This window comes from Rhodococcus sp. 06-1474-1B (assembly GCF_002258885.1).
Classification (GTDB): domain Bacteria; phylum Actinomycetota; class Actinomycetes; order Mycobacteriales; family Mycobacteriaceae; genus Rhodococcoides; species Rhodococcoides fascians.
Window position 1 is genome coordinate 55063 of the sequence record NZ_NOYR01000024.1, and the last position, 19003, is coordinate 74065.

14 protein-coding genes and 1 pseudogene are annotated in these 19003 nt (G+C 66.2%); 9 read left to right on the forward strand and 6 right to left on the reverse strand.

Annotation, left to right across the window (positions count from 1 at the left end; genetic code table 11):
* Nucleotides 1-6 precede the first annotated feature (6 nt).
* The gene (locus CH266_RS14550) at nt 7-339 is read right to left on the reverse strand and encodes a type VII secretion target (RefSeq protein WP_080733168.1); all 333 of its coding nucleotides are present in this window, start codon (nt 337-339) and stop codon (nt 7-9) included.
* Between the two features lie 176 nt (nt 340-515).
* Between CH266_RS14550 and upp the strand changes: the two genes are divergently transcribed.
* Both upp and CH266_RS14560 read left to right on the forward strand, forming a co-directional pair.
* The gene (upp, locus tag CH266_RS14555) at nt 516-1139 is read left to right on the forward strand and encodes a uracil phosphoribosyltransferase (protein WP_094715568.1); all 624 of its coding nucleotides are present in this window, start codon (nt 516-518) and stop codon (nt 1137-1139) included.
* A gap of 32 nt (nt 1140-1171) precedes the next feature.
* Entirely contained in the window at nt 1172-2062 is an 891-nt protein-coding gene (locus CH266_RS14560) for a DUF2797 domain-containing protein (protein ID WP_230593563.1), read from the forward strand.
* A 1-nt stretch (nt 2063) separates the two neighbouring features.
* Here CH266_RS14560 and CH266_RS14565 read toward each other — a convergent pair whose 3' ends face one another.
* On the reverse strand, nt 2064-3665 hold the full coding sequence (locus CH266_RS14565; RefSeq protein ID WP_094715569.1) for a phospho-sugar mutase: 1602 nt from the start codon (nt 3663-3665) through the stop codon (nt 2064-2066).
* Nucleotides 3662-4489 (reverse strand): purine-nucleoside phosphorylase, encoded by an 828-nt coding sequence (locus tag CH266_RS14570; protein WP_094715584.1) that lies wholly within the window; start codon nt 4487-4489, stop codon nt 3662-3664. The genes CH266_RS14565 and CH266_RS14570 overlap by 4 nt, the downstream gene beginning before the upstream one ends.
* Before the next feature lie 85 nt (nt 4490-4574).
* Here CH266_RS14570 and CH266_RS14575 point away from each other — a divergent pair, with 85 nt between their 5' ends.
* The 4 genes from CH266_RS14575 (at nt 4575) to CH266_RS14590 (ending at nt 8197) form a co-directional block, all read left to right on the forward strand.
* On the forward strand, nt 4575-5279 hold the full coding sequence (locus CH266_RS14575) for an enoyl-CoA hydratase-related protein (RefSeq protein WP_032390021.1): 705 nt from the start codon (nt 4575-4577) through the stop codon (nt 5277-5279).
* A 104-nt stretch (nt 5280-5383) separates the two neighbouring features.
* Nucleotides 5384-6559, forward strand: a complete 1176-nt coding sequence (locus CH266_RS14580; RefSeq protein ID WP_052067074.1) for a M20 family metallopeptidase — start codon at nt 5384-5386, stop codon at nt 6557-6559.
* A complete protein-coding gene (locus CH266_RS14585) occupies nt 6556-7719 on the forward strand; it encodes a M20 family metallopeptidase (protein ID WP_048319731.1) in 1164 nt (387 codons plus the stop codon). The genes CH266_RS14580 and CH266_RS14585 overlap by 4 nt, the downstream gene beginning before the upstream one ends.
* 13 nt (nt 7720-7732) lie before the next feature.
* Nucleotides 7733-8197 carry a TrmO family methyltransferase domain-containing protein gene (locus CH266_RS14590; protein ID WP_094715570.1) on the forward strand — a complete coding sequence of 155 codons (465 nt, stop codon included), beginning with the start codon at nt 7733-7735 and terminating at the stop codon, nt 8195-8197.
* Nucleotides 8198-8210: 13 nt separating this feature from the next.
* Here the strand turns inward: CH266_RS14590 and CH266_RS14595 are convergent, their stop codons facing one another.
* Complete coding sequence (locus CH266_RS14595) at nt 8211-8675, reverse strand: gamma-glutamylcyclotransferase (protein ID WP_032387045.1); 465 nt, start codon at nt 8673-8675, stop codon at nt 8211-8213.
* A 181-nt stretch (nt 8676-8856) separates the two neighbouring features.
* Between CH266_RS14595 and CH266_RS14600 the strand changes: the two genes are divergently transcribed.
* The 3 genes and pseudogenes from CH266_RS14600 (at nt 8857) to CH266_RS14610 (ending at nt 13461) form a co-directional block, all read left to right on the forward strand.
* A complete protein-coding gene (locus CH266_RS14600; protein ID WP_027496441.1) occupies nt 8857-10260 on the forward strand; it encodes an NAD(P)H-quinone dehydrogenase in 1404 nt (467 codons plus the stop codon).
* Nucleotides 10261-10400: 140 nt separating this feature from the next.
* Nucleotides 10401-11631 (forward strand): annotated as a pseudogene (locus CH266_RS14605) (aminotransferase-like domain-containing protein).
* Between the two features lie 99 nt (nt 11632-11730).
* Nucleotides 11731-13461 (forward strand): glycerol-3-phosphate dehydrogenase/oxidase, encoded by a 1731-nt coding sequence (locus tag CH266_RS14610; RefSeq protein ID WP_027496443.1) that lies wholly within the window; start codon nt 11731-11733, stop codon nt 13459-13461.
* Between the two features lie 163 nt (nt 13462-13624).
* Here CH266_RS14610 and CH266_RS14615 read toward each other — a convergent pair whose 3' ends face one another.
* Both CH266_RS14615 and CH266_RS14620 read right to left on the reverse strand, forming a co-directional pair.
* Nucleotides 13625-14398 carry a DNA-formamidopyrimidine glycosylase family protein gene (locus CH266_RS14615; RefSeq protein WP_027496444.1) on the reverse strand — a complete coding sequence of 258 codons (774 nt, stop codon included), beginning with the start codon at nt 14396-14398 and terminating at the stop codon, nt 13625-13627.
* A gap of 51 nt (nt 14399-14449) precedes the next feature.
* Entirely contained in the window at nt 14450-18991 is a 4542-nt protein-coding gene (locus tag CH266_RS14620) for an ATP-dependent helicase (protein WP_094715571.1), read from the reverse strand.
* Nucleotides 18992-19003: the final 12 nt, after the last annotated feature.

Genomic DNA, 19003 nt, shown 5'->3' on the forward strand with positions numbered 1-19003 from the left:
CGCCGCTTACCGAGCGTCCGGTGCGCGACCGGCAGAGTGGGCCGTGACGGCCGCCCCGGTTGCGTCGTCGGTGCGGGCGTACGACACCGCAGCATCGGCGGCCGCAGAACCGAGGCTCGCCACCGCTCCCGCCAGGCGAACGACCGCATCGGTATGCGCCAGATGGGTTCCGGTCACCGTGGCCAGAAATTCCTGCCCGATCAGGCCGAACACCGGCGCCAACACGGCGGGCCCGCAGGCAGCGGCGGCAGCACCGGCCGCCGCGATCTGCTCGGCCATGGTCGACGCAGCCGCACCGTAGGCGAGCACCCCCTCGGTCTCGACGACGAGTTCGTCCATGAGTCCCCCTGAAATCGCGTGCGTTCGCGCAGTCGCCGAATGCGACGCCCAACTGGTTCGACGCGACTGCGGGCACATCGGTTCCCACGACTTGCCGTTCACCGTGCGTCTCGGCGATCTCCTCCGCTGGGGCTCATCGTGTGGGCCTCATGGTGCTGGGCCTTATCCTGTGAGACATGGATACACACGTGGTCGACCACCCACTGGCCGCCGCCCTGCTCACCACCATGCGGGACGAGCGGAGCGACAACGCCACGTTCCGCACTGCGCTCCGCCAGCTCACCCACATGCTGGTGTACGAGGCCACCAGGGACGCCGGCATCGACACGTTCGAGGTACGTACTCCCGTCGCAGTCACCCAGGGCACCCGGTTGGCTCGTCCGCCGCTGCTCGTGCCCGTACTGCGTGCCGGTCTCGGCATGGTGGAGAAGGCGAGCGGTCTGATTCCACAGTCTCGCGTCGGGTTCGTCGGGATGGCCAGGGACGAGCAGACGCATCAGCCGGTGCCCTACATGGAGTCCCTGCCCGACGACCTGTCCCAGACTCCGGTCTATGTGCTCGACCCCATGCTGGCGACCGGCGGATCGATGGTGCACACGATCGAGCTGCTCGTCGGACGCGGCGCAACCGATGTCACTGCCATCTGCGTCGTGGCCGCCCCCGAAGGCGTCGCAGCGCTCGAAGCATCGGGACTCCCGGTGCGACTCGTTGCCGCGAGCATCGACGACGGACTCAACGACAATGCCTTCATCGTCCCGGGCCTCGGCGACGCGGGCGACCGTCAGTTCGGGCCCCGCTGATTCGCTCCGGTGCAACCCTGCTCGCGCTCGGGGTGTCCTGGCCCTCCGCCGGTCCTGACACCCCGCGGTTGCGCCTGCTCGACATCGAGGCCGAGCAGGTCGAGTTTCAGGAGCTGGTGGGTAACACACTGAGCTACCGCGCTCTCGGCGGTGCGGCAGACCGATACTGCACGGGCCGAACGGCATTCACTGCGGACGGGCCGCCGCGGTACGTTCCGTGCCCGGGCCGGGAGCCGGCCGTCGGATCGAGCCAGTGTGCACGGTGCGCGGACAAGGACGTGTTTCGTTTCGTTCATACCGTGCACCGCAGCGGATTCGTCTCGCGTGATCTGGAAAAGCATGTCATGGCACCGCATTGGCTCTACCTGGCGGCGTTTGCCAACGGCACCTTCAAGATCGGGACGGCCGCGCAGACTCGCAAATGGGGTCGGCTGGCCGAGCAGGGGGCTATCTGTGCGCAGTACGTCGCGCACGCGGACGACGGCAAGGCCGTGCGTGTCGCCGAGGACCTGGTGACCGAAAGGCTCGGACTACGGCAGGCCGTACGGTCGGCGACGAAAGCAGCATCGCTGTGCGTGCCACTCGATCTCGACCGGTTGGAGGCAGGCACTGCCGCGCGTGCGGAGCAGGTCCGTCAGCTGTTGACCGACGCCGCGATCGGCGGATGTCGGCCGATCGCGGAGCGGTGGACTCCGCCTGCGGGGCGGGAAACATTGAGCGAAAACGATACTCGGGTTGCCTACCCCGCCGATGTCGCAACCGGCTCTCATGGACTGCAGATCAGGACATGCGTCGGGCAGGCGGTGATCGCCTCGGTCGACGAGCAGACCTACGTCGCGGATCTGGCGGCATTGAAGGGTCGGCGCATCGAACTCGGGGCCTTCACGTCCGATCTGCCTGCGGTGCAGTCGGCACTGTTCTGAGTTACAGCTCTTTTGCGAACGCGGAGAGCTGGGCCAGGAGTTCGTACGCCGTCGCTCTCGCCCTCGCCAGATCCTGCCGGTCCGAGACGGGCTCGACGACCTCGAGGTACGCCTTGAGCTTGGGTTCGGTCCCGGACGGTCGCACGATGACCCGGAGTCCGGATCCCGCGATTTCGACTGCGTCGGTGCGCAACTCGTCGTCCCGGTCGGCGTAGTCCATGACAGTCACCGTGCGTCCGGCCAGCTCGGTCGGCGGCGTGCTGCGCAGTCGGCGCATCATGTCCCCGATGTCGGTGAGATCCTGCACTCGGCGCGACACCTGCGCGCCGCTGTGGACTCCGAATTCGACGGCGAGGTCGTCGAGTACGTCGAGTAGCGTGCGTCCGTCCTGCTTCAGCGCCGCCGCGAGGTCCGCCAGTACGACGGCGGCAGAAATCCCGTCCTTGTCTCGCACCACATTTGGATCTACGCAGTGACCGATCGCTTCTTCGTAGGCGTACACGAGGCCGTCTCCGGCGCGCACGAGCCATTTGAAACCGGTCAGTGTGCGGGCATAGCGCGCGCCGCGGGCCGGTGCCAGTGCCGAGAGCAGCTGCGAGGACACGATGGTATTGGCCACCAGTGAGCCGGGCGGTGCGTCACGCAGCAGGTAGTCGGCCAGCAGAGCGCCGGTTTCGTCCCCGGTCAGCATCCGCCAACCGTGAGCGTCTCGGACTCCGACTGCGCAGCGATCGGCATCGGGGTCGAGTGCCACGGCGAGGTCGGCGTCGGTCTCGGCCGCCAGCGCGAGAACCGCGTCCGCAGCACCCGGCTCTTCCGGGTTGGGGAAGGTCACCGTCGGGAAGGACGGATCGGGCTCGAACTGCCCCTCGACCACCCGGATGTCGCGGAACCCAGCGCCGCGCAGTGCCGCCACGGCGAGTTCTCCGCCGACGCCGTGCAGTGCGGTCAGGGCGATACGAACATCGCGTGATCTCGAACGGGGCAGTCTCACAACCGAATCGAGGTAGCGCGACGCGATGTCCGAGCCGCTGGGCTCGACGGCTGTGCGAGGCACGTCGACTGCATCTGCACTGGCGTCGATGAGCGCCTCGATCTGGGCATCGCTCGGCGGAACCAACTGCGACCCGCCCCGCAGATACACCTTGTACCCGTTGTCGGCGGCCGGGTTGTGCGAGGCGGTGATCTGCACCCCCAGCTCGGCATCGAGCGCCCGTACGGCGAAGGCGACAACGGGCGTGGGGAGTGGTCGAGGGAGAAGGACCACCGAAAATCCCTGCGCAGCCAACGTTTCCGCCGCTGCGAAGGCGAACTGTTCCGAACCGGTGCGCGCGTCACGGCCCACCACGACCGTGGATCCGCCGAGGCCCTGCCCGAGCAACCACGCTGCGATACCGGCGGTTGCTCGCACGACCACGGCGACGTTCATGCCGTTCGGGCCGGCGCGCACCGGCCCTCGGAGACCGGCGGTGCCGAAGGTCAACGGACCGCTGAATCGGTCCGCGAGTTCGGAATCGGAGAGGCCGTCGAGTTCGTCGCGGCTCGCCGGATCGGGATCTCCCGCGATCCAGCGTTGCACGCGTTCGGTGAGATCCTCGATCACAGCCGGGTGACCAACTCGTGCAGCAGAGCGCCCATCCGAGCTGCCGAATCCTTGCCCGCAGCGAGCACTTCGGAATGATCGAGGTGTTCTCCGGTCATGCCGGCAGCGAGGTTGGTGACCAACGAAATTCCCAGCACGCGAGCACCCTTTGCACGGGCGGCGATCGTCTCGTGCACCGTCGACATGCCCACCAGATCTGCACCGAACGTGCGCAGCATCTTGATTTCGGCAGGCGTCTCGTAGTGAGGGCCCGGCAGTCCCGCGTAGACGCCGTCCTCGAGAGACGGATCGATCTCGGCCGCGAGAGCGCGGAGTTCGGGTGAGTAGGCACCGACGAGATCGAGGAATTCGGCGCCGACGAGCGGCGAACGGGCGGTCAGGTTGAGGTGATCGGAAATCAGAACGGGTTGGCCGACGCTCATGCCTTCACGGATGCCGCCGGCGGCGTTGGTGAGGACGACGGTCGTCGCGCCTGCCGCGATCGCGGTGCGCACCGGGTGCACGACGCGTCGGAGGTCGTGGCCCTCGTAGGCGTGCGTACGGCCCTGAAGTAACAGAGTGTGGGTTCCGCCCACGTCCACCGAGGTGATCGTGCCGGAGTGGCCCGACGCGGACGGCGGCGCGAAGCCGGGGAGATCGGCCATGCGCACGGTCGCGGTGGGGGAGCCGAAGACATCTGCGGCCGCCTGCCAGCCGGAGCCGAGGACGATGGCGACGGTATGGGTGTCGATGCCGGTCGCTGCAGCGAGAGCATCGGCGGCGGTGCGCGCCGCCGCATCGGGATCGGTCACGGGATCGGTTGCTCGTGCGTCGGAAGTTGCCACGATGAACAACAGTATGAGATCGCTGCGATGGATGTGGAACCGAGACGGTGCGACCGGGAAGTTACCGCCGAGTAGTATCCGCTGCATGCCTTATCTCGAACGCGACGGTGATGTCCACATCTTGTTCCTCGGTGCCCAGGAGGGCGCGGGCAATCCAGAGAACAGGTTCCACCCCGACTGGATAGATGCCGTCCATGCACTGCTCGATGAGGTCGAGGCATCGACCGGTCCGGCCGCGCTGGTCACCACCTCGGCAGGCAAGTTCTACAGCAACGGACTCGATACCGATTGGCTGTTCGCGAACCTGGACCGGATCACCTGGTACCTCGACCGCGTGCACACGCTCTACACGCGGCTGCTGGCGTTCCCGATGCCCACGGTCGCAGCGGTGCAGGGCCATGCGTTCGGTGCCGGCGCGATGTTCGCAACATCGCAGGATTTCCGCATCCAGCGCGCAGACCGAGGCTTCTACTGCCTGCCGGAGGTCAACCTCAACATGCCGTTCACCGTCGGCATGTCTGCCCTGATCAATTCCAGGCTGCCCAAGCAGACCGCCGTCGAGGCGATGCTGACCGGCCGTCGTTACGGCGGGGCCGATGCGGTGGCCGCAGGAATCGTCGAGGCCACCGCGTCCGAGGAATCGGTGGTCTCCGACGCCGTTGCCAAGGCCGCGGCGCTGACCAGCACCCGGGGAGCGAACCTGGCCGGCATCAAGAGTCGGATGCACGTGGACCTGCTCGCTGCGCTGATGACGCCGACGGACGACAGCAACTTCAGCTTCGGCAACTAGCCCGTCCGGCACTGTTCGGGCTCGGAGTCGGCACAGCCGTTCCGACACGCCGCCGCGCTAGTGACACACTGTCTCTCGTGATCGACGAACCGAACAGTGCCGCCGTGGGCGAGGAGATCGGCCGCGCGCTCGCTCACGCAACCGACGAACTGGTTGCGCTGTCGCACTCGATTCACGCAGAACCGGAACTGGCGTTCGAGGAATATCGCAGCGTTGCGAAGGTCCTCGACACGCTTCGCGCCCACCATTTCGAGATCGAATCCGGGGTCGCCGGCATCGACACCGCATTCACCGCGTCGGTGGGTAGCGGCGAGCTCGTGATCGGAATCTGCGCGGAGTACGACGCGTTGCCCGAGATCGGTCATGCCTGCGGCCACAACATCATCGCCGCGTCTGCGGTGGGTGCCGCCCTGACGCTCGCGCCGGTGGCCGATGCGCTCGGCATCACGGTCCGAGTGCTCGGCACCCCTGCCGAGGAAACCGGCGGCGGCAAGGTCCTGATGCTCGAGCGCGGCGTCTTCGACGACATCGGTGCCGCACTGATGGTGCATCCGGGCCCGTTCGACATCGTGGGCGCGACGTCGCTGGCATTGGCCGACGTTGCCGTCAAATTCACCGGCCGCGCTGCCCATGCCTCGGCCGCCCCCGAGTGGGGAATCAACGCGGGCGATGCCGTCACCGTCGCGCAGGTGGCGCTCGGGCTCATTCGGCAGCACCTCTCGCCCGGACAGCAACTGCACGGCATCGTCAGCGACGGCGGCGTCGCGCCGAACATCGTGCCCGGACATGCCGAGCTGCTCTACTATCTTCGCGCGAATAGCACCGAGTCACTCGAGGCGCTGACGAAGAAGACGTTCGCCTGTTTCGAGGCGGGTGCCATTGCCACCGGATGCACACACGAAATCCGCACGGTGTCGCCGACGTACGCGGCCCTGACCCCGGATTCGTGGCTGGTGGCGGCATTTCGTCAGGAAATCGAATCATTGGGACGGTCGCCCTTGGCACCGGATTTGGAAGGATTTCGCCCGTTGGGCAGCACTGACATGGGAAACGTGACGAATGTTCTACCCGGAATCCACCCCGTCGTCGGCCTCGATGCCGGAGGGGCGGTGACGCATCAACCGGAGTTCGCCGCAGCGTGTGTCACCGAGTCCGCCGATCGTGCACTGCTCGACGGTGCTCTCGCCCTCGCCGGAACGGCCGCTCGCGCCGCAGCCGATCCACAGACCCGGGCGCGTCTGCTCGACGGTGTGAACGCTCGATCGGCGGTGCAGCGATGAGTTCACGTGAAGCCGCGATCGATCGGTGGATTCAGGCTCACACAGAAGATCTGTCCCTGTGGCGTCGGCACATTCACGCCCATCCGGAACTGGCCCGTCGTGAATTCGCTACGACGGCGTTCGTCATGGAGCAGCTCTCGGCGGCAGGCCTGTCACCCAAGCCGCTGCCCGGCGGCACGGGCTTGATCTGCGATATCGGTCCCGACGGCCCGCGCGTCGCGCTGCGCGCGGACATGGACGCGTTGCCGCTGCAGGAGATCACCGGTGCGCCGTACACGTCGACGGTTCCCGGCGTATCCCACGCGTGCGGGCACGATGCGCACACCACGGTGCTGCTGGCGACCGGACTCGCGCTGGCGTCGCTGCCGGACCTGCACTATGGCGTTCGGCTGATCTTTCAACCTGCCGAGGAGGTCATGCCGGGCGGTGCACTCGACGCCGTTGCCGCGGGTGCGCTCGACGGGGTGTCGAAGATTTTCGCGTTGCACTGCGATCCGCGGCTCGAGGTGGGGCAGGTGGGAGTGCGTGTCGGGGCCATCACCTCCGCCGCCGACACCGTCGAATTGCGTCTGGACTCGCCTGGCGGGCACACGTCGAGGCCGCATCTGACGACCGATCTGGTCTACGCGTTGGGCACCGTCATCACCGGGCTGCCGGGCATGTTGAGCAGGCGAATCGATCCGCGAACCAGCACGGTCATGGTCTGGGGCGCGGTCGTGGCGGGGCAGGCCCCCAACGCCATTCCGCAGACCGGCATGCTCACCGGAACAGTACGGACCGGCGACCACGAAACGTGGGCGCTGCTCGAGCCGCTCGTTCGCGAGATCGTCACCGGTCTGCTGGCACCGACCGGGGTGCGCTTCGAGCTGCACTACCGTCGCGGCGTACCGCCCGTGGTGAACGACCCGGGGTCCACGGCCACCTTCGAAAAGGCCATCGGCCGAGTGGGGCCGGCGGCGTTGGCCGACACCGCGCAGTCCGGTGGTGGCGAGGACTTCTCGTGGTACCTGGAGAACGTGCCGGGAGCGATGGCCCGACTGGGCGTGTGGTCGGGGACCGGTCCGCAACTCGACATCCATCAGCCGACATTCGACCTCGACGAGCGAGCCTTGGCCGTGGGTGTGAAAGTGATGACCGGAATCGCATTAGACCCGAACTAGCGGAGGGGTAACCGTGGATTTCGCGATCTCACCGATCGGGGTCGTTCGCTCCGATCGCGCAGAGGTGGTGGACGACAACTGGGGTGAAGTCGTGTCCGTGATCGAACTGGACGAGACCGTGCTGGACGCCGATGCGACTCTCGGGCTCGAGGAGTTCTCTCACCTCGAGGTCGTCTATCGGTTCCACCTGTGCGATCCGGACTCGACGACACTCGGCTCGCGCCACCCCCGCGGTGATACGACGCTCCCTCGGGTTGGCGTCTTGGCGCAACGCGTCAAGGACCGGCCGAATCACCTCGGAGTGTCGCGGTGCGAGATCGTCGAGGTCCAAGGTCTGCGCATCCGGGTCCGCGGTCTCGACGCGATCGACGGGTCACCGATATTCGACGTCAAGCCGTTCCTTCAGTCCATGGTTCCGACACGTGAAGACGTGACCGAGCCGGCCTGGGTGGCGTCGGTGATGAAGAACTACTTCTGATCTGTCCTTCTGGCTACGAGGCTGTACCGGGCCCTACGTTGCGGCTGTTCCTGGTGCGTAGGTCGCGCACGTATTCGGCTGGGGCACCGGCAATTTCGGCGGCCTCGGCCATGACCCCGAGGTAGCGTGCCGACGGTAGGCCACCCTCGTAGGCGTCGAGAACGTAGAGCCACGCGAGGACCGGCTCGCCTCCGGTCTCGATGCGCAGCCGAATCTTGCGGTGGATGCCGAGCTCCGAGCCCTCCCACCGATCCAGGCTCTCCTCGTCCTCGTCGGAGACGTCGTAGAGCACCACGAAGACCTGTGAGTCCGGGTCCTCGACGATCGTGGCGAGCGCGCCCTCCCAGCCGATGTCGCCACCGCCGAAGGTCAAGCGCCACCCGTGCAGCCACCCGGTTCCCGACAGCGGTGAGTGGGGGCAACGCTGCAACATCTGCTCCGGATGCATGTTCGATCCGTAGGCGGCATAAATTGGCACGTCGGCCAGCCTAAACCGTATCGCCGCCCGTTGACGCCCCGTGGTGGTGTTTCGGTGCGTCGTCGCAGGTACGCCGAGCGGCGGGTGGAGTGAAGCTAGCCTTACCGACGCGCGGAACCGGACACTGCAATACCGTTGACGTGACACAGTACAAAGATTTCAGCACGCGAGAAGAGGATCAATGACCCGGATTGTGATCATCGGTGGTGGTCCGGCAGGGTACGAAGCAGCATTGGTGGCGGCGCAGCACGGCGGACAGGTGACGCTCGTCGATTCCGACGGCATCGGTGGTGCCTGCGTTCTGTGGGACTGCGTGCCGTCGAAGACGTTCATCGCCTCGACCGGCATTCGCACCGAGATGCGTCGCGCGAGCGACCTCGGAATCTCACTCGACCCATCACAGGCAGCGGTCGCGCTGCCCCAGATTCATTCGCGAGTGAAGAGCCTCGCGCAGGCGCAGTCCACCGACATCGCGCACCGGGTCACCTCGGTGGGCGTCGAAATACTGGCCGGTCGCGCCGAGATGATCGACACGCACGTCGGATTGGCCTCGCATCAGATCAAGGCGGTGTTGGCCGACGGCGAGGAGCGAATTCTCGACGCCGATGTCGTCCTCGTCGCCACCGGAGCGCGCCCCCGCGTCGTCAAGGGTGCCGAGCCGGACGGCGAACGCATTCTCAACTGGCGTCAGTTGTACGACCTCGAAGCACTGCCCGAACACCTCGTCGTCGTGGGATCCGGTGTGACCGGTGCCGAGTTCGTCTCGGCCTACACCGAGATGGGCGTCAAGGTCACCGCGGTATCGAGCCGCGATCGCGTCCTCCCGCACGAGGACGAGGACGCTGCCCTGGTGCTCGAAGACGCGTTCAACGAACGTGGCGTCACCCTCGTCAAGCATGCCCGCGCAGACTCGGTCGTCCGCACCGACGACGGCATCGTCGTCACGCTGTCCGACGGGCGCACCGTCGAGGGCAGCCACGCGCTGATGACGGTCGGTTCGGTCCCGAACACGTCGGGACTAGGTTTGGAGAAGGTCGGGATCGAGCTCGACAAGGGTGGATACCTGCGTGTCGACCGCGTGTCTCGTACCGCGGTCGCGGGCATCTACGCGGCGGGTGACTGCACGGGTCTGCTGCCGTTGGCGTCGGTGGCCGCGATGCAGGGACGCATCGCGATGTACCACGCCCTGGGCCAGGCCGTCAGTCCCATCAAGCTCAAGACCGTGGCGTCGGCGGTGTTCACGCGGCCCGAGATCGCATCGGTCGGCGTCGCACAGTCCGCGATCGATGCAGGCGACGTACCGGCACGCACGGTGATGTTGCCGTTGACGACCAACCCGCGAGCGAAGATGAGTGGTCTCAAGCGTGGTTTCGTCAAGATTTTCTGTCGCCCCGCCACCGGTGTGGTCATCGGTGGCGTGGTGGTTGCTCCGAGCGCATCGGAGTTGATTCTTCCGATCGCGATGGCCGTACAGAACAATCTGTCGGTGAACGACCTGGCCAACACGTTCTCGGTCTATCCGTCGCTGTCGGGTTCGGTCATCGAGGCCGCGCGCCAGCTGATGGCGCACGACGATCTGGACTGATCTCGCAATGTGAGAAACGCGTTTCATATTTCGGACGCACATGACATAGTCGAGAGAGCGGACACACCCGTCCGCTCTCTCTTCGACTCTGCGGATCCGCGGGCCGTTCTCCCCGTCCCTGCTTCCCTGGAGTCTCTTTCGTGTCTTCGATCCATCCGCCGGCCGGCTTGGCCCGACGCACCGCAACACTCGACAGTTCGGCCATCCGCGACCTTCTGGCCCTGACCGCTCGCGACGAGATCATCAGCCTGGCCGGCGGTTTACCGGCCACAGATCTCATACCGGTCGACCGCATCGCTGCCGCAGCGGACGCAGTGCTGCGACACTCCGACGCAGTGCAGTACTGCGAGTCCCCCGGCCACCGCACACTGCGCAACGTGATCGCCGCCAGAGAGAGCGCCGTGCGCGGGGGAGTGACGGTTCCGACTGACACCGTCGTCGTGACGCACGGATCGCAGCAGGCACTGACGCTGCTCGCGCAGGCGCTGATCGACCCGGGTGCCGTTGTCGTCGTCGACGAGCCGGCGTATACCGGCGCGCTGCAGGTGTTTTCGATTGCCGAGGCGCAGATCGAATCCATCCCCATCACCGATGGCGGGATGGATGTCGACGAGCTCGAAGCGCGGCTGCTCGCCGGCCTGCGGCCCGCGGTGGTCCATACGGTCGCCAACTTCCACAACCCCCGCGGCGTGACGATGACCGAGGCTCGCCGTCGCCGACTCGCGGCCCTGGCCGACCGGTACGGATTCTGGATCATCGAGGACGATCCGTACGGCGAGTTCTGGTTCGACACAATCGAATCCGGACCGTCCCCGTTGCCGATCGCGTGTCACAGCGATCGTGTCGTCAGGCTGTCGAGCGCGTCGAAGATCCTGGCGCCGACTCTGCGCGTGGGATGGTTCGTTGCCCCGCCCCGAGTGTGCGCGGCGGTGGAACTGCTCAAACAGGGTGCCGATCTGTGCGGTTCCTCGCTGACACAGCTGATGGCAGCGGACATGCTGGGCGACACCGGGTGGCTGGCGGACCACCTGACCGATCTTCGGCGTGTACGGTTGTCGCGCAGACGCATTGACGAGCGCTCTGTCCGGGGAATTCGGTTCGGCGCTGGACGTCTCGCGACCCACAGGTGGAATGTTCGCATGGGCGACCTTTCGCGACGGGACCGATACCACCGAGCTGCTCGCTGCGGCGCTCGCGCACGGCGTCGCGTTCGTGCCGGGTAGCGCGTTCGTGCGCGCTGCAACGTCCACGTCGGCCGAGTACTTCCGCCGCTCGCTGAGGTTGAGCTTCGCCGGCTCCACACCGGAGGTGCTGAACGAGGCAGTGCGGCGGCTGAGCACGGCACATGCGTCGATGACACGGCGAAGCTGAACCGCGACCAGCCTGCGCTGGTTCTGCGCTCGGCCGACCTGGGGCGGTAGCCTGACGTGGGAGACATCGCGAGGAATTTTCGAGGACAGGGAGCGCCCAGTGAGCAACCGATCGAACACGAAGTTCCTCGGACCCACCCAACGGGTGGAGGCGTGGGACCAGCTCGGACGCGAACAATTCGACGTCGTGGTCGTCGGCGGTGGCGTCGTGGGTTCGGGTGCCGCGCTCGACGCCGCAACACGAGGCCTGAAGGTGGCGCTCGTGGAGGCGCGTGACTACGCGTCGGGCACGTCCTCTCGCTCGTCCAAGATGTTCCACGGTGGCCTCCGCTACCTCGAACAACTCGAGTTCGGACTCGTCCGTGAGGCGCTGCACGAACGTGAACTCTCGCTCTCCACACTCGCGCCGCATCTGGTCAAACCGCTGAAATTCCTGTTCCCCCTCACCCATCGGGGGTGGGAGCGCCCGTATATCGCGGCGGGTATCTTTCTGTACGACCGGATGGGCGGTGCCAAATCGGTTCCGCAACAGAAGCATCTGACCCGTTCGGGTGCCCTGCGGATGTCGCCCGGCCTCAAGCGGAAGTCGCTGATCGGCGGAATTCGGTACTACGACACCGTCGTCGACGACGCGCGGCACACGATGACCGTCGCCAGAACGGCAGCCCACTACGGCGCAGTGGTGCGTACGTCCACTCAGGTCGTGGGGTTCCTCCGTGAAGCCGACCGTGTTTCCGGTGTGCGAGTGCGCGATTCGGAGACCGGGGCCACCACCGAGGTGCGTGCGCACGTGGTGATCAACGCCACGGGCGTGTGGACCGACGAAATTCAGTCGCTGTCGAACATGCGTGGTCGCTTCCGAGTACGGGCCTCGAAGGGTGTGCACATCGTGGTGCCGCGCGATCGCATCGTCAGCGAAGCCGCGATCATTCTGCGCACCGAGAAGTCCGTGCTGTTCATCATTCCGTGGGGCGCGCACTGGATCATCGGGACCACCGATACCGACTGGAACCTCGATCTCGCGCACCCTGCCGCGACCAAAGCCGATATCGACTACATTCTCGGCGAAGTCAACGGGGTGCTCGTCACGCCGCTCACGCACGACGACATCGACGGCGTCTACGCGGGATTGCGGCCGCTGCTGGCGGGTGAAAGCGACGAGACGTCCAAGCTGTCCCGTGAGCACGCGGTGGCGCGGGTGGCACCGGGACTCATTGCTATCGCAGGTGGCAAGTACACGACCTACCGGGTTATGGCCGAGGACGCAGTGGATCTCGCGGCCGAGGACATCCCGGCGCGGGTGGCGTCGTCGATCACCGAGAAGGTGCCGCTCGTCGGCGCGGACGGTTACTTCGCGCTGGTCAATCAGGCCCCGCACCTGGGCGAAGTACACGGGCTGCATCCGCACCGAGTGACTCATCTGCTGGACCGATACGGCTCGCTGATCGACGAGGTGCTGGCCATGGCGGACGGCAAACCCGAACTGCTCCAACCGTTGACCGACGCGCCCGCTTATCTGCAGGTCGAGGTGGTCTATGCCGCTGCGGCCGAGGGCGCACTGCACCTCGAGGACGTGCTGTCGCGGCGCACCCGGATTTCTATCGAGTACTCACATCGGGGGATGAACTGCGCGGGTCAGGTCGCAGCACTCATTGCCCCGATCCTGGGTTGGGACGAGGCCACGGTCGACCGTGAGGTCGACACGTACCGGGCTCGGGTCGAGGCCGAGATCGCGTCGCAGCGTCAGCCGGACGACGAATCTGCCGACGCTCTGCGCGTCGTCGCCCCCGAAGCGCGTCAGGAAATTCTCGAACCCGTCCGGACCCTCTGAGTCACGGAACCCGAACCAGCGTCCGCGGTGCGCGAGCAGCCGTCGCGCCGGAGACAGCCATGACCAGCAGGGTGAGTATCGCAAGTGTCAACATACGATCCATGGTGATCGGCGAAGCTGTGAGCAGGCTTGGTCTCACCTGACGAAGCTCTGTGAAGGCCGGTCATCTCTGGCAGTGCGGGCAGTAGTAGATCTGCCGTTCTTCGAGTGGGTTGTCGCCGATCAGTCCGAACTCGATGGTGGTACCGCACCGCCTGCACGGCTTGTTCTCACGGCCGTACACCCAGAAATGACGGCCCGCGCGACGATCCCCGGTGGTGACGCGTTGATTGCGATTCTTGTTGGCGGTGATGGTGCGGAAGGACAGGTCGATCATCTTCTTCAGGTCTCCGGAGTCCTCGACCGGCGTGCGGGGATCGACTCCGCGAAGGAAGCAGATCTCGTTGCGGTAGACATTGCCGAGTCCGGCTATGTTGCGCTGATCGAGCAGGGCCAGGCCGATCGGTCGGCCGGGGTCCGACTCCAGATTGGTCAGGGCGACACCTGGGTCCCAGTCGGGTCCGAGTAGATCCGGTCCGAGATAGCCGACAGCGTCGTCCTCGTTCTCGAGGATCTCCAGCACGCCCAGCTCGAATCCGATGGCCTGCGCCTTCTCGGTGTTCAGAATGATCCGAGCTTGGAAGGCCGGACGACGCCAGCGAGCCCCCAGTGCATAGACGTGCCAGGTGCCTTCCATCTTCAGGTGCGAGTGGATCGAGTAGCCGCCCACTCTGATCAGCAGGTGTTTGCCCCTCGACGCGACGGACTCGACCGTTTCGCCGGTGAAGTCGACTGTGGCGTAACGGGGTACACGAATGTCGCAGGCAGTGAGCTGCTGGCCCTCGAGCGCTGCCCGCAGAGTGTTGGCGGCGCGCCAGACGGTGTCGCCCTCGGGCATCTACGTCCTCTCTCGTTCTTCGGTTCTCTTCGTCGTCAGTGGTGTGGTGCCTCAGCGCCGCAGGCGTAGTCCGCGGGGAGTCGCCGAGAAACCGGCCGCGGTCAACGTCTTGGAGAAGTCTGTGCCGTGGATGTCGTGACCGTTGATCCGTTCGACCAGTAACTTGTCCACCCCGCCGCGCTTGACCGTGGTCGCCAATGCCGTTGCTGCAGAAGCGATGTCCTCGGTGTTGTCGCCGAAGGTCAGCACCGACTTCCCGCCACGTTCGACGAACATCGTCAACTCACCGCGAACGAGGACTACCAGTGCACCGGCCTTGCGACCCGGCCGGTGCTTCGTCGTGTCGTCGGTGTCTTCGCCGCCGGCCTTCGGCCAGGGCAGTGCTCCGCCGTAGGGGTTGGCCGGATCGCAGGACGCGAGTACGACGGCGGTGGCGTTCTTCTTCGGTTCGTCGTAGCTGCGCAAACGGTCGACAACGTCGGAGGTGGAGAACTGAGCGCCGCCGAGCGAATCGACGAAGTATCCGCGTCGGCAGCGACCGGAATCCTCGAACCCCGTCAGCACCTTGTACATCGTGGCGAACCCGCCGGGGACACCTTCGTTCATGACCGAACCACGCGTCACCACGCCATAGCGTTCGAGAAGTACATCTGCGGTGGCATGAGCCCGGACGGTGAGGTCCGGTTCGAGTTCGGGCAATCGCGACCATCGGCCGCCGGCCGTCGGGGGGCCGGTGCGGGTGGGTAGAGACGGCCGCTCGAACTGACGGTAGGAACGCAGGCGCGGGGTTCGACGCGGTGATCGATGACTCGGGGCGGAGCGGGTGGCCGTCGAGTTCAACAGAGCCCGCAGTGGCGCGAACGTGTCGTTGCTCAGTCGTCCGGCCCACACCAACTCCCAGAGCGCAGCCTGCAGAGCCGTGTCGTCGGTGCTGCCGACGGTGTCGGAGAGCTGGCGGAAGAAGTACGCACCGCCGCCGGCGACTGCGTCTTGAATGCGAATCTGCAACTCGGACAGGTCGGATTCGGCGGCGGGCACCAGAGTCAGCGGCGCGGTATCGGCCATGTGCAGGCTCACCCAGCCGTCTTTGGACGAGATTGCACCGTGCCCCGCCCACAACACCTCGCCGGTCGAGGTCAACTCGTCGAGCATGGCGGGGCTGTAGTCGCTCACCCGGGAGGCGAGCACGAGAGATTCCCACGCCGACGCCGGAACGGGCACGCCCGCAAGCTGTTCGATGACCGTTGCCACACCGTCGATCCCGCTCAACCGACGACTGTCCACGTGCTGCCACGTCGGCAGGAAGCGGCCGAGCGTGGCGGTGGACACGGGTTCGACTTCCTGCCGTGCCGCCGCAAGAGATCGCCGCCGCAATCGCCGAAGAACCTCGGCGTCGCACCATTCACTGCCCGTGGCACCGGGACGGAATTCGCCCTCGACGACGCGTTTGTCCACGGCCAGTCGGCGCAGGACGTCACGCACCACGGCGGTACCGACGCCGAACCGCGCGGCTGCGTCGTCGAGGGTGAACGGTCCGTGGGTTCGGGCGTACCGGCTGATCAGGTCGACGAGTGGGTCGTCGACGGGCTCGATGAACGCGGCGGGAGTGCCGATCGGTAGCGGAACACCGAGTGCGTCGCGCAAGCGAGCCGCGTCCTCGATGGCCGTCCACCAGTTCTGGCCGGCGAACGAGACCTCCATTGCCCGCTTTGCATCGGCCAACTCGGCGAGCCACTGCGGATATTCGTCGCCGTTGGTGCGCTGTCCGACTTCCGCGGCGGTCAGCGGACCGAGCAGCCGCAGCAGATCCGCAACACCCTCGATGTCTTTGGCGTGTCTGTCCTCGGGCAGTCGCTGCAACTCGAGCTCGGTGGTGGTGATGACGCTGTCGTCCAGCAACTCTCGCAGCTCGACGCGTCCGAGCAACTCGGCCAGCAGCGCCGAATCGAGAGACAGTGCGGCGGCCCGCCGTTCGGCGAGCGGGCTGTCGCCCTCGTACATGAAAGCGCCGACGTAGTTGAACAGCAACGAATTCGCGAACGGTGACGGTGACGGCGTCTCGACGTCGACGATCCTGATCTGGCGTCGCCCGATGCGGGCCAGGATGTCTTCGAGGGCGGGGAGGTCGTAGACGTCCTGCAGGCACTCGCGCACGGTTTCGAGCAGGATCGGGAACGTGGGGTATTTACGAGCGACGTCGAGCAGCTGTGCCGAACGCTGCCGTTGTTGCCACAGTGGTGCGCGCTTGCCAGGGTTGCGGCGGGGCAGAAGCAGTGCGCGAGCGGCACATTCGCGAAATCTCGACGCGAACAATGCCGATCCACCGACCTGCTCGGTGACGATGTCGGCAATCTCGTCACGCTCGAACACGAACAGTTCCGCGCCGGGCGGCTGGTCGTCGGTATCGGGAAGCCGGACGATGATGCCGTCGTCGGATGCGGTGGGGGCGGCGTCGATGCCGTATCGCTCGATCAGCCTCGCGCCGACCGCGAGGGCCCACGGCGCGTGTACCTGCTGACCGTAGGTGGAGTGCAGCACCAGTCGCCAGTCGCCGAGTTCGTCGCGAAAGCGCTCGACGATCATCGTCTTGTCGGTGGGCAGTTGGCCGGTGGCCTCGAGTTGTTCGTCGAGCAAAGCGATCAGGTTGTTGACCGCGTTGGCGTCGAGACCGTCGGTGCTCAGCCGCTCGGCCAGGTTGCTACGGTCGGTGGTGCTCCGCAGGAACTCGCCCAGGGCCCGACCCAATTCGGCCGGTCGACCGAGGCCGTCGCCGTGCCAGAACGGCAGCCTGCCCGGTTGGCCGTATGCGGGACTGACCAACACCCGGTCGTGCGTGATCTCTTCGATGCGCCAGCTGGTGGCACCGAGTGCGAACACGTCGCCCACTCGCGATTCGTAGACCATCTCCTCGTCGAGTTCGCCTACCCGAGACTGCTTTTCGCCCACCATGTAGACGGTGAACAGGCCGCGATCGGGGATGGTACCGCCGGACGTGACGGCCAGTCGCTGCGACCCGGGACGGCCGGTGAGAGTGTTGGCGTCGCGGTCCCACACGAGCCGTGGCCGTAGTTCGGCGAACTCGTCCGACGGGTAACGGCCCGAGAGCAGGTCGAGTGTCGACTCGTAGGCAGATCTGGGCAGAGTGGCGAAACTGCCGGTGCGACGGACTGATTCGAACCAGTCCTCGGCGTCGATGGGTTCGAGTGCGCACGCTGCGACGGTTTGCTGGGCGAGGACGTCGAGGGGATTGGCCGGGACGAAGAGGGCCTCGATCTTGCCCGACGTCATGCGTTCGACGGTGACCGCGCAATGGATGAGATCGGTGCGGTGTTTGGGGAACAGCACGCCCTTGGAGATCTCGCCCACCTGGTGGCCGGCGCGACCGACTCGCTGCAAGCCACTGGCCACCGACGGCGGTGCCTCGACCTGGACCACCAGATCGACTGCGCCCATGTCGATTCCGAGCTCCAGACTGCTGGTGGCCACAACGCAGCGCAGACGACCGGTCTTCAGATCGTCTTCGATCAGCGCGCGCTGATCCTTGCTGACACTGCCGTGGTGGGCCCGTGCCAGCAGAGGATCGGCGCCGTGGTTGACGTCGGATGCGGTGCCCACCTGAGATGGTGGTTTGTGCTCGGTATCGACTCCGCCGCCGATACGTTCGGCGTACACCTCGTTGAGCCGCGCGGTGAGTCGTTCCGCGAGCCGGCGCGAGTTGGCGAAGACGATGCACGATTTGTGCTCGAGGATGAGATCGACCATCTTCTCCTCGACGTGCGGCCAGATCGATCCCTGAGCCGGGGGAGCGGCGGAGGTGTCCGCATTCGGGTCGGTGACGCCGAGTTCGGTCATGTCCTCCACGGGCACCTGAACCGTCAGGTCGAAAGTCTTCGGAGCGGGTGGGGCGACGATCTCGATGGGGGCGGCACCGGCGAGGAATCGGCCTACTTCCTCGTGGGGGCGCACCGTCGCGGACAGGCCGATGCGTTGCGCGGGCTTGTCCAGCATCGCGTCGAGCCGCTCGAGGGACACCGCGAGGTGCGCGCCACGCTTCGTGCCTGCGACGGCGTGCACCTCGTCGACGATCACCGTATCGACCTCGGCCAGGATGTCCCGCGCCGCAGAGGTGAGCATGAGGAACAGAGACTCGGGAGTGGTGATCAGAATGTCCGGCGGAGTCTTGATCATGGTCCGGCGATCGGCAGCGCTGGTGTCGCCCGAGCGGACTCCGACGGAGATCTCCGGCGGGTTCAGACCGAGACGCTTGGCCGTCTGGGTGATGCCGACCAACGGAGCTCGCAGGTTGCGCTCGACGTCCACTGCCAGAGCCTTGAGCGGCGATATGTAGAGCACCTTGGTCTTGCGGGTGCTGTCCGCACCCAGCTGGGCCAGCTCGTCGAGGGCCCACAGGAACGCCGACAGAGTTTTGCCCGAGCCGGTCGGCGCGACCACCAGGGTGTGCGATCCGCTGGAAATGGACGACCAGGCACCGAGCTGCGCCGACGTGGGAGCCGGAAATGCGCCGTTGAACCACTCGCGAGTCGGCCGCGACAGCTTCTCCATGATGTCGGTGCCGATACTGTGCGTGGCCATCCCACCATCATG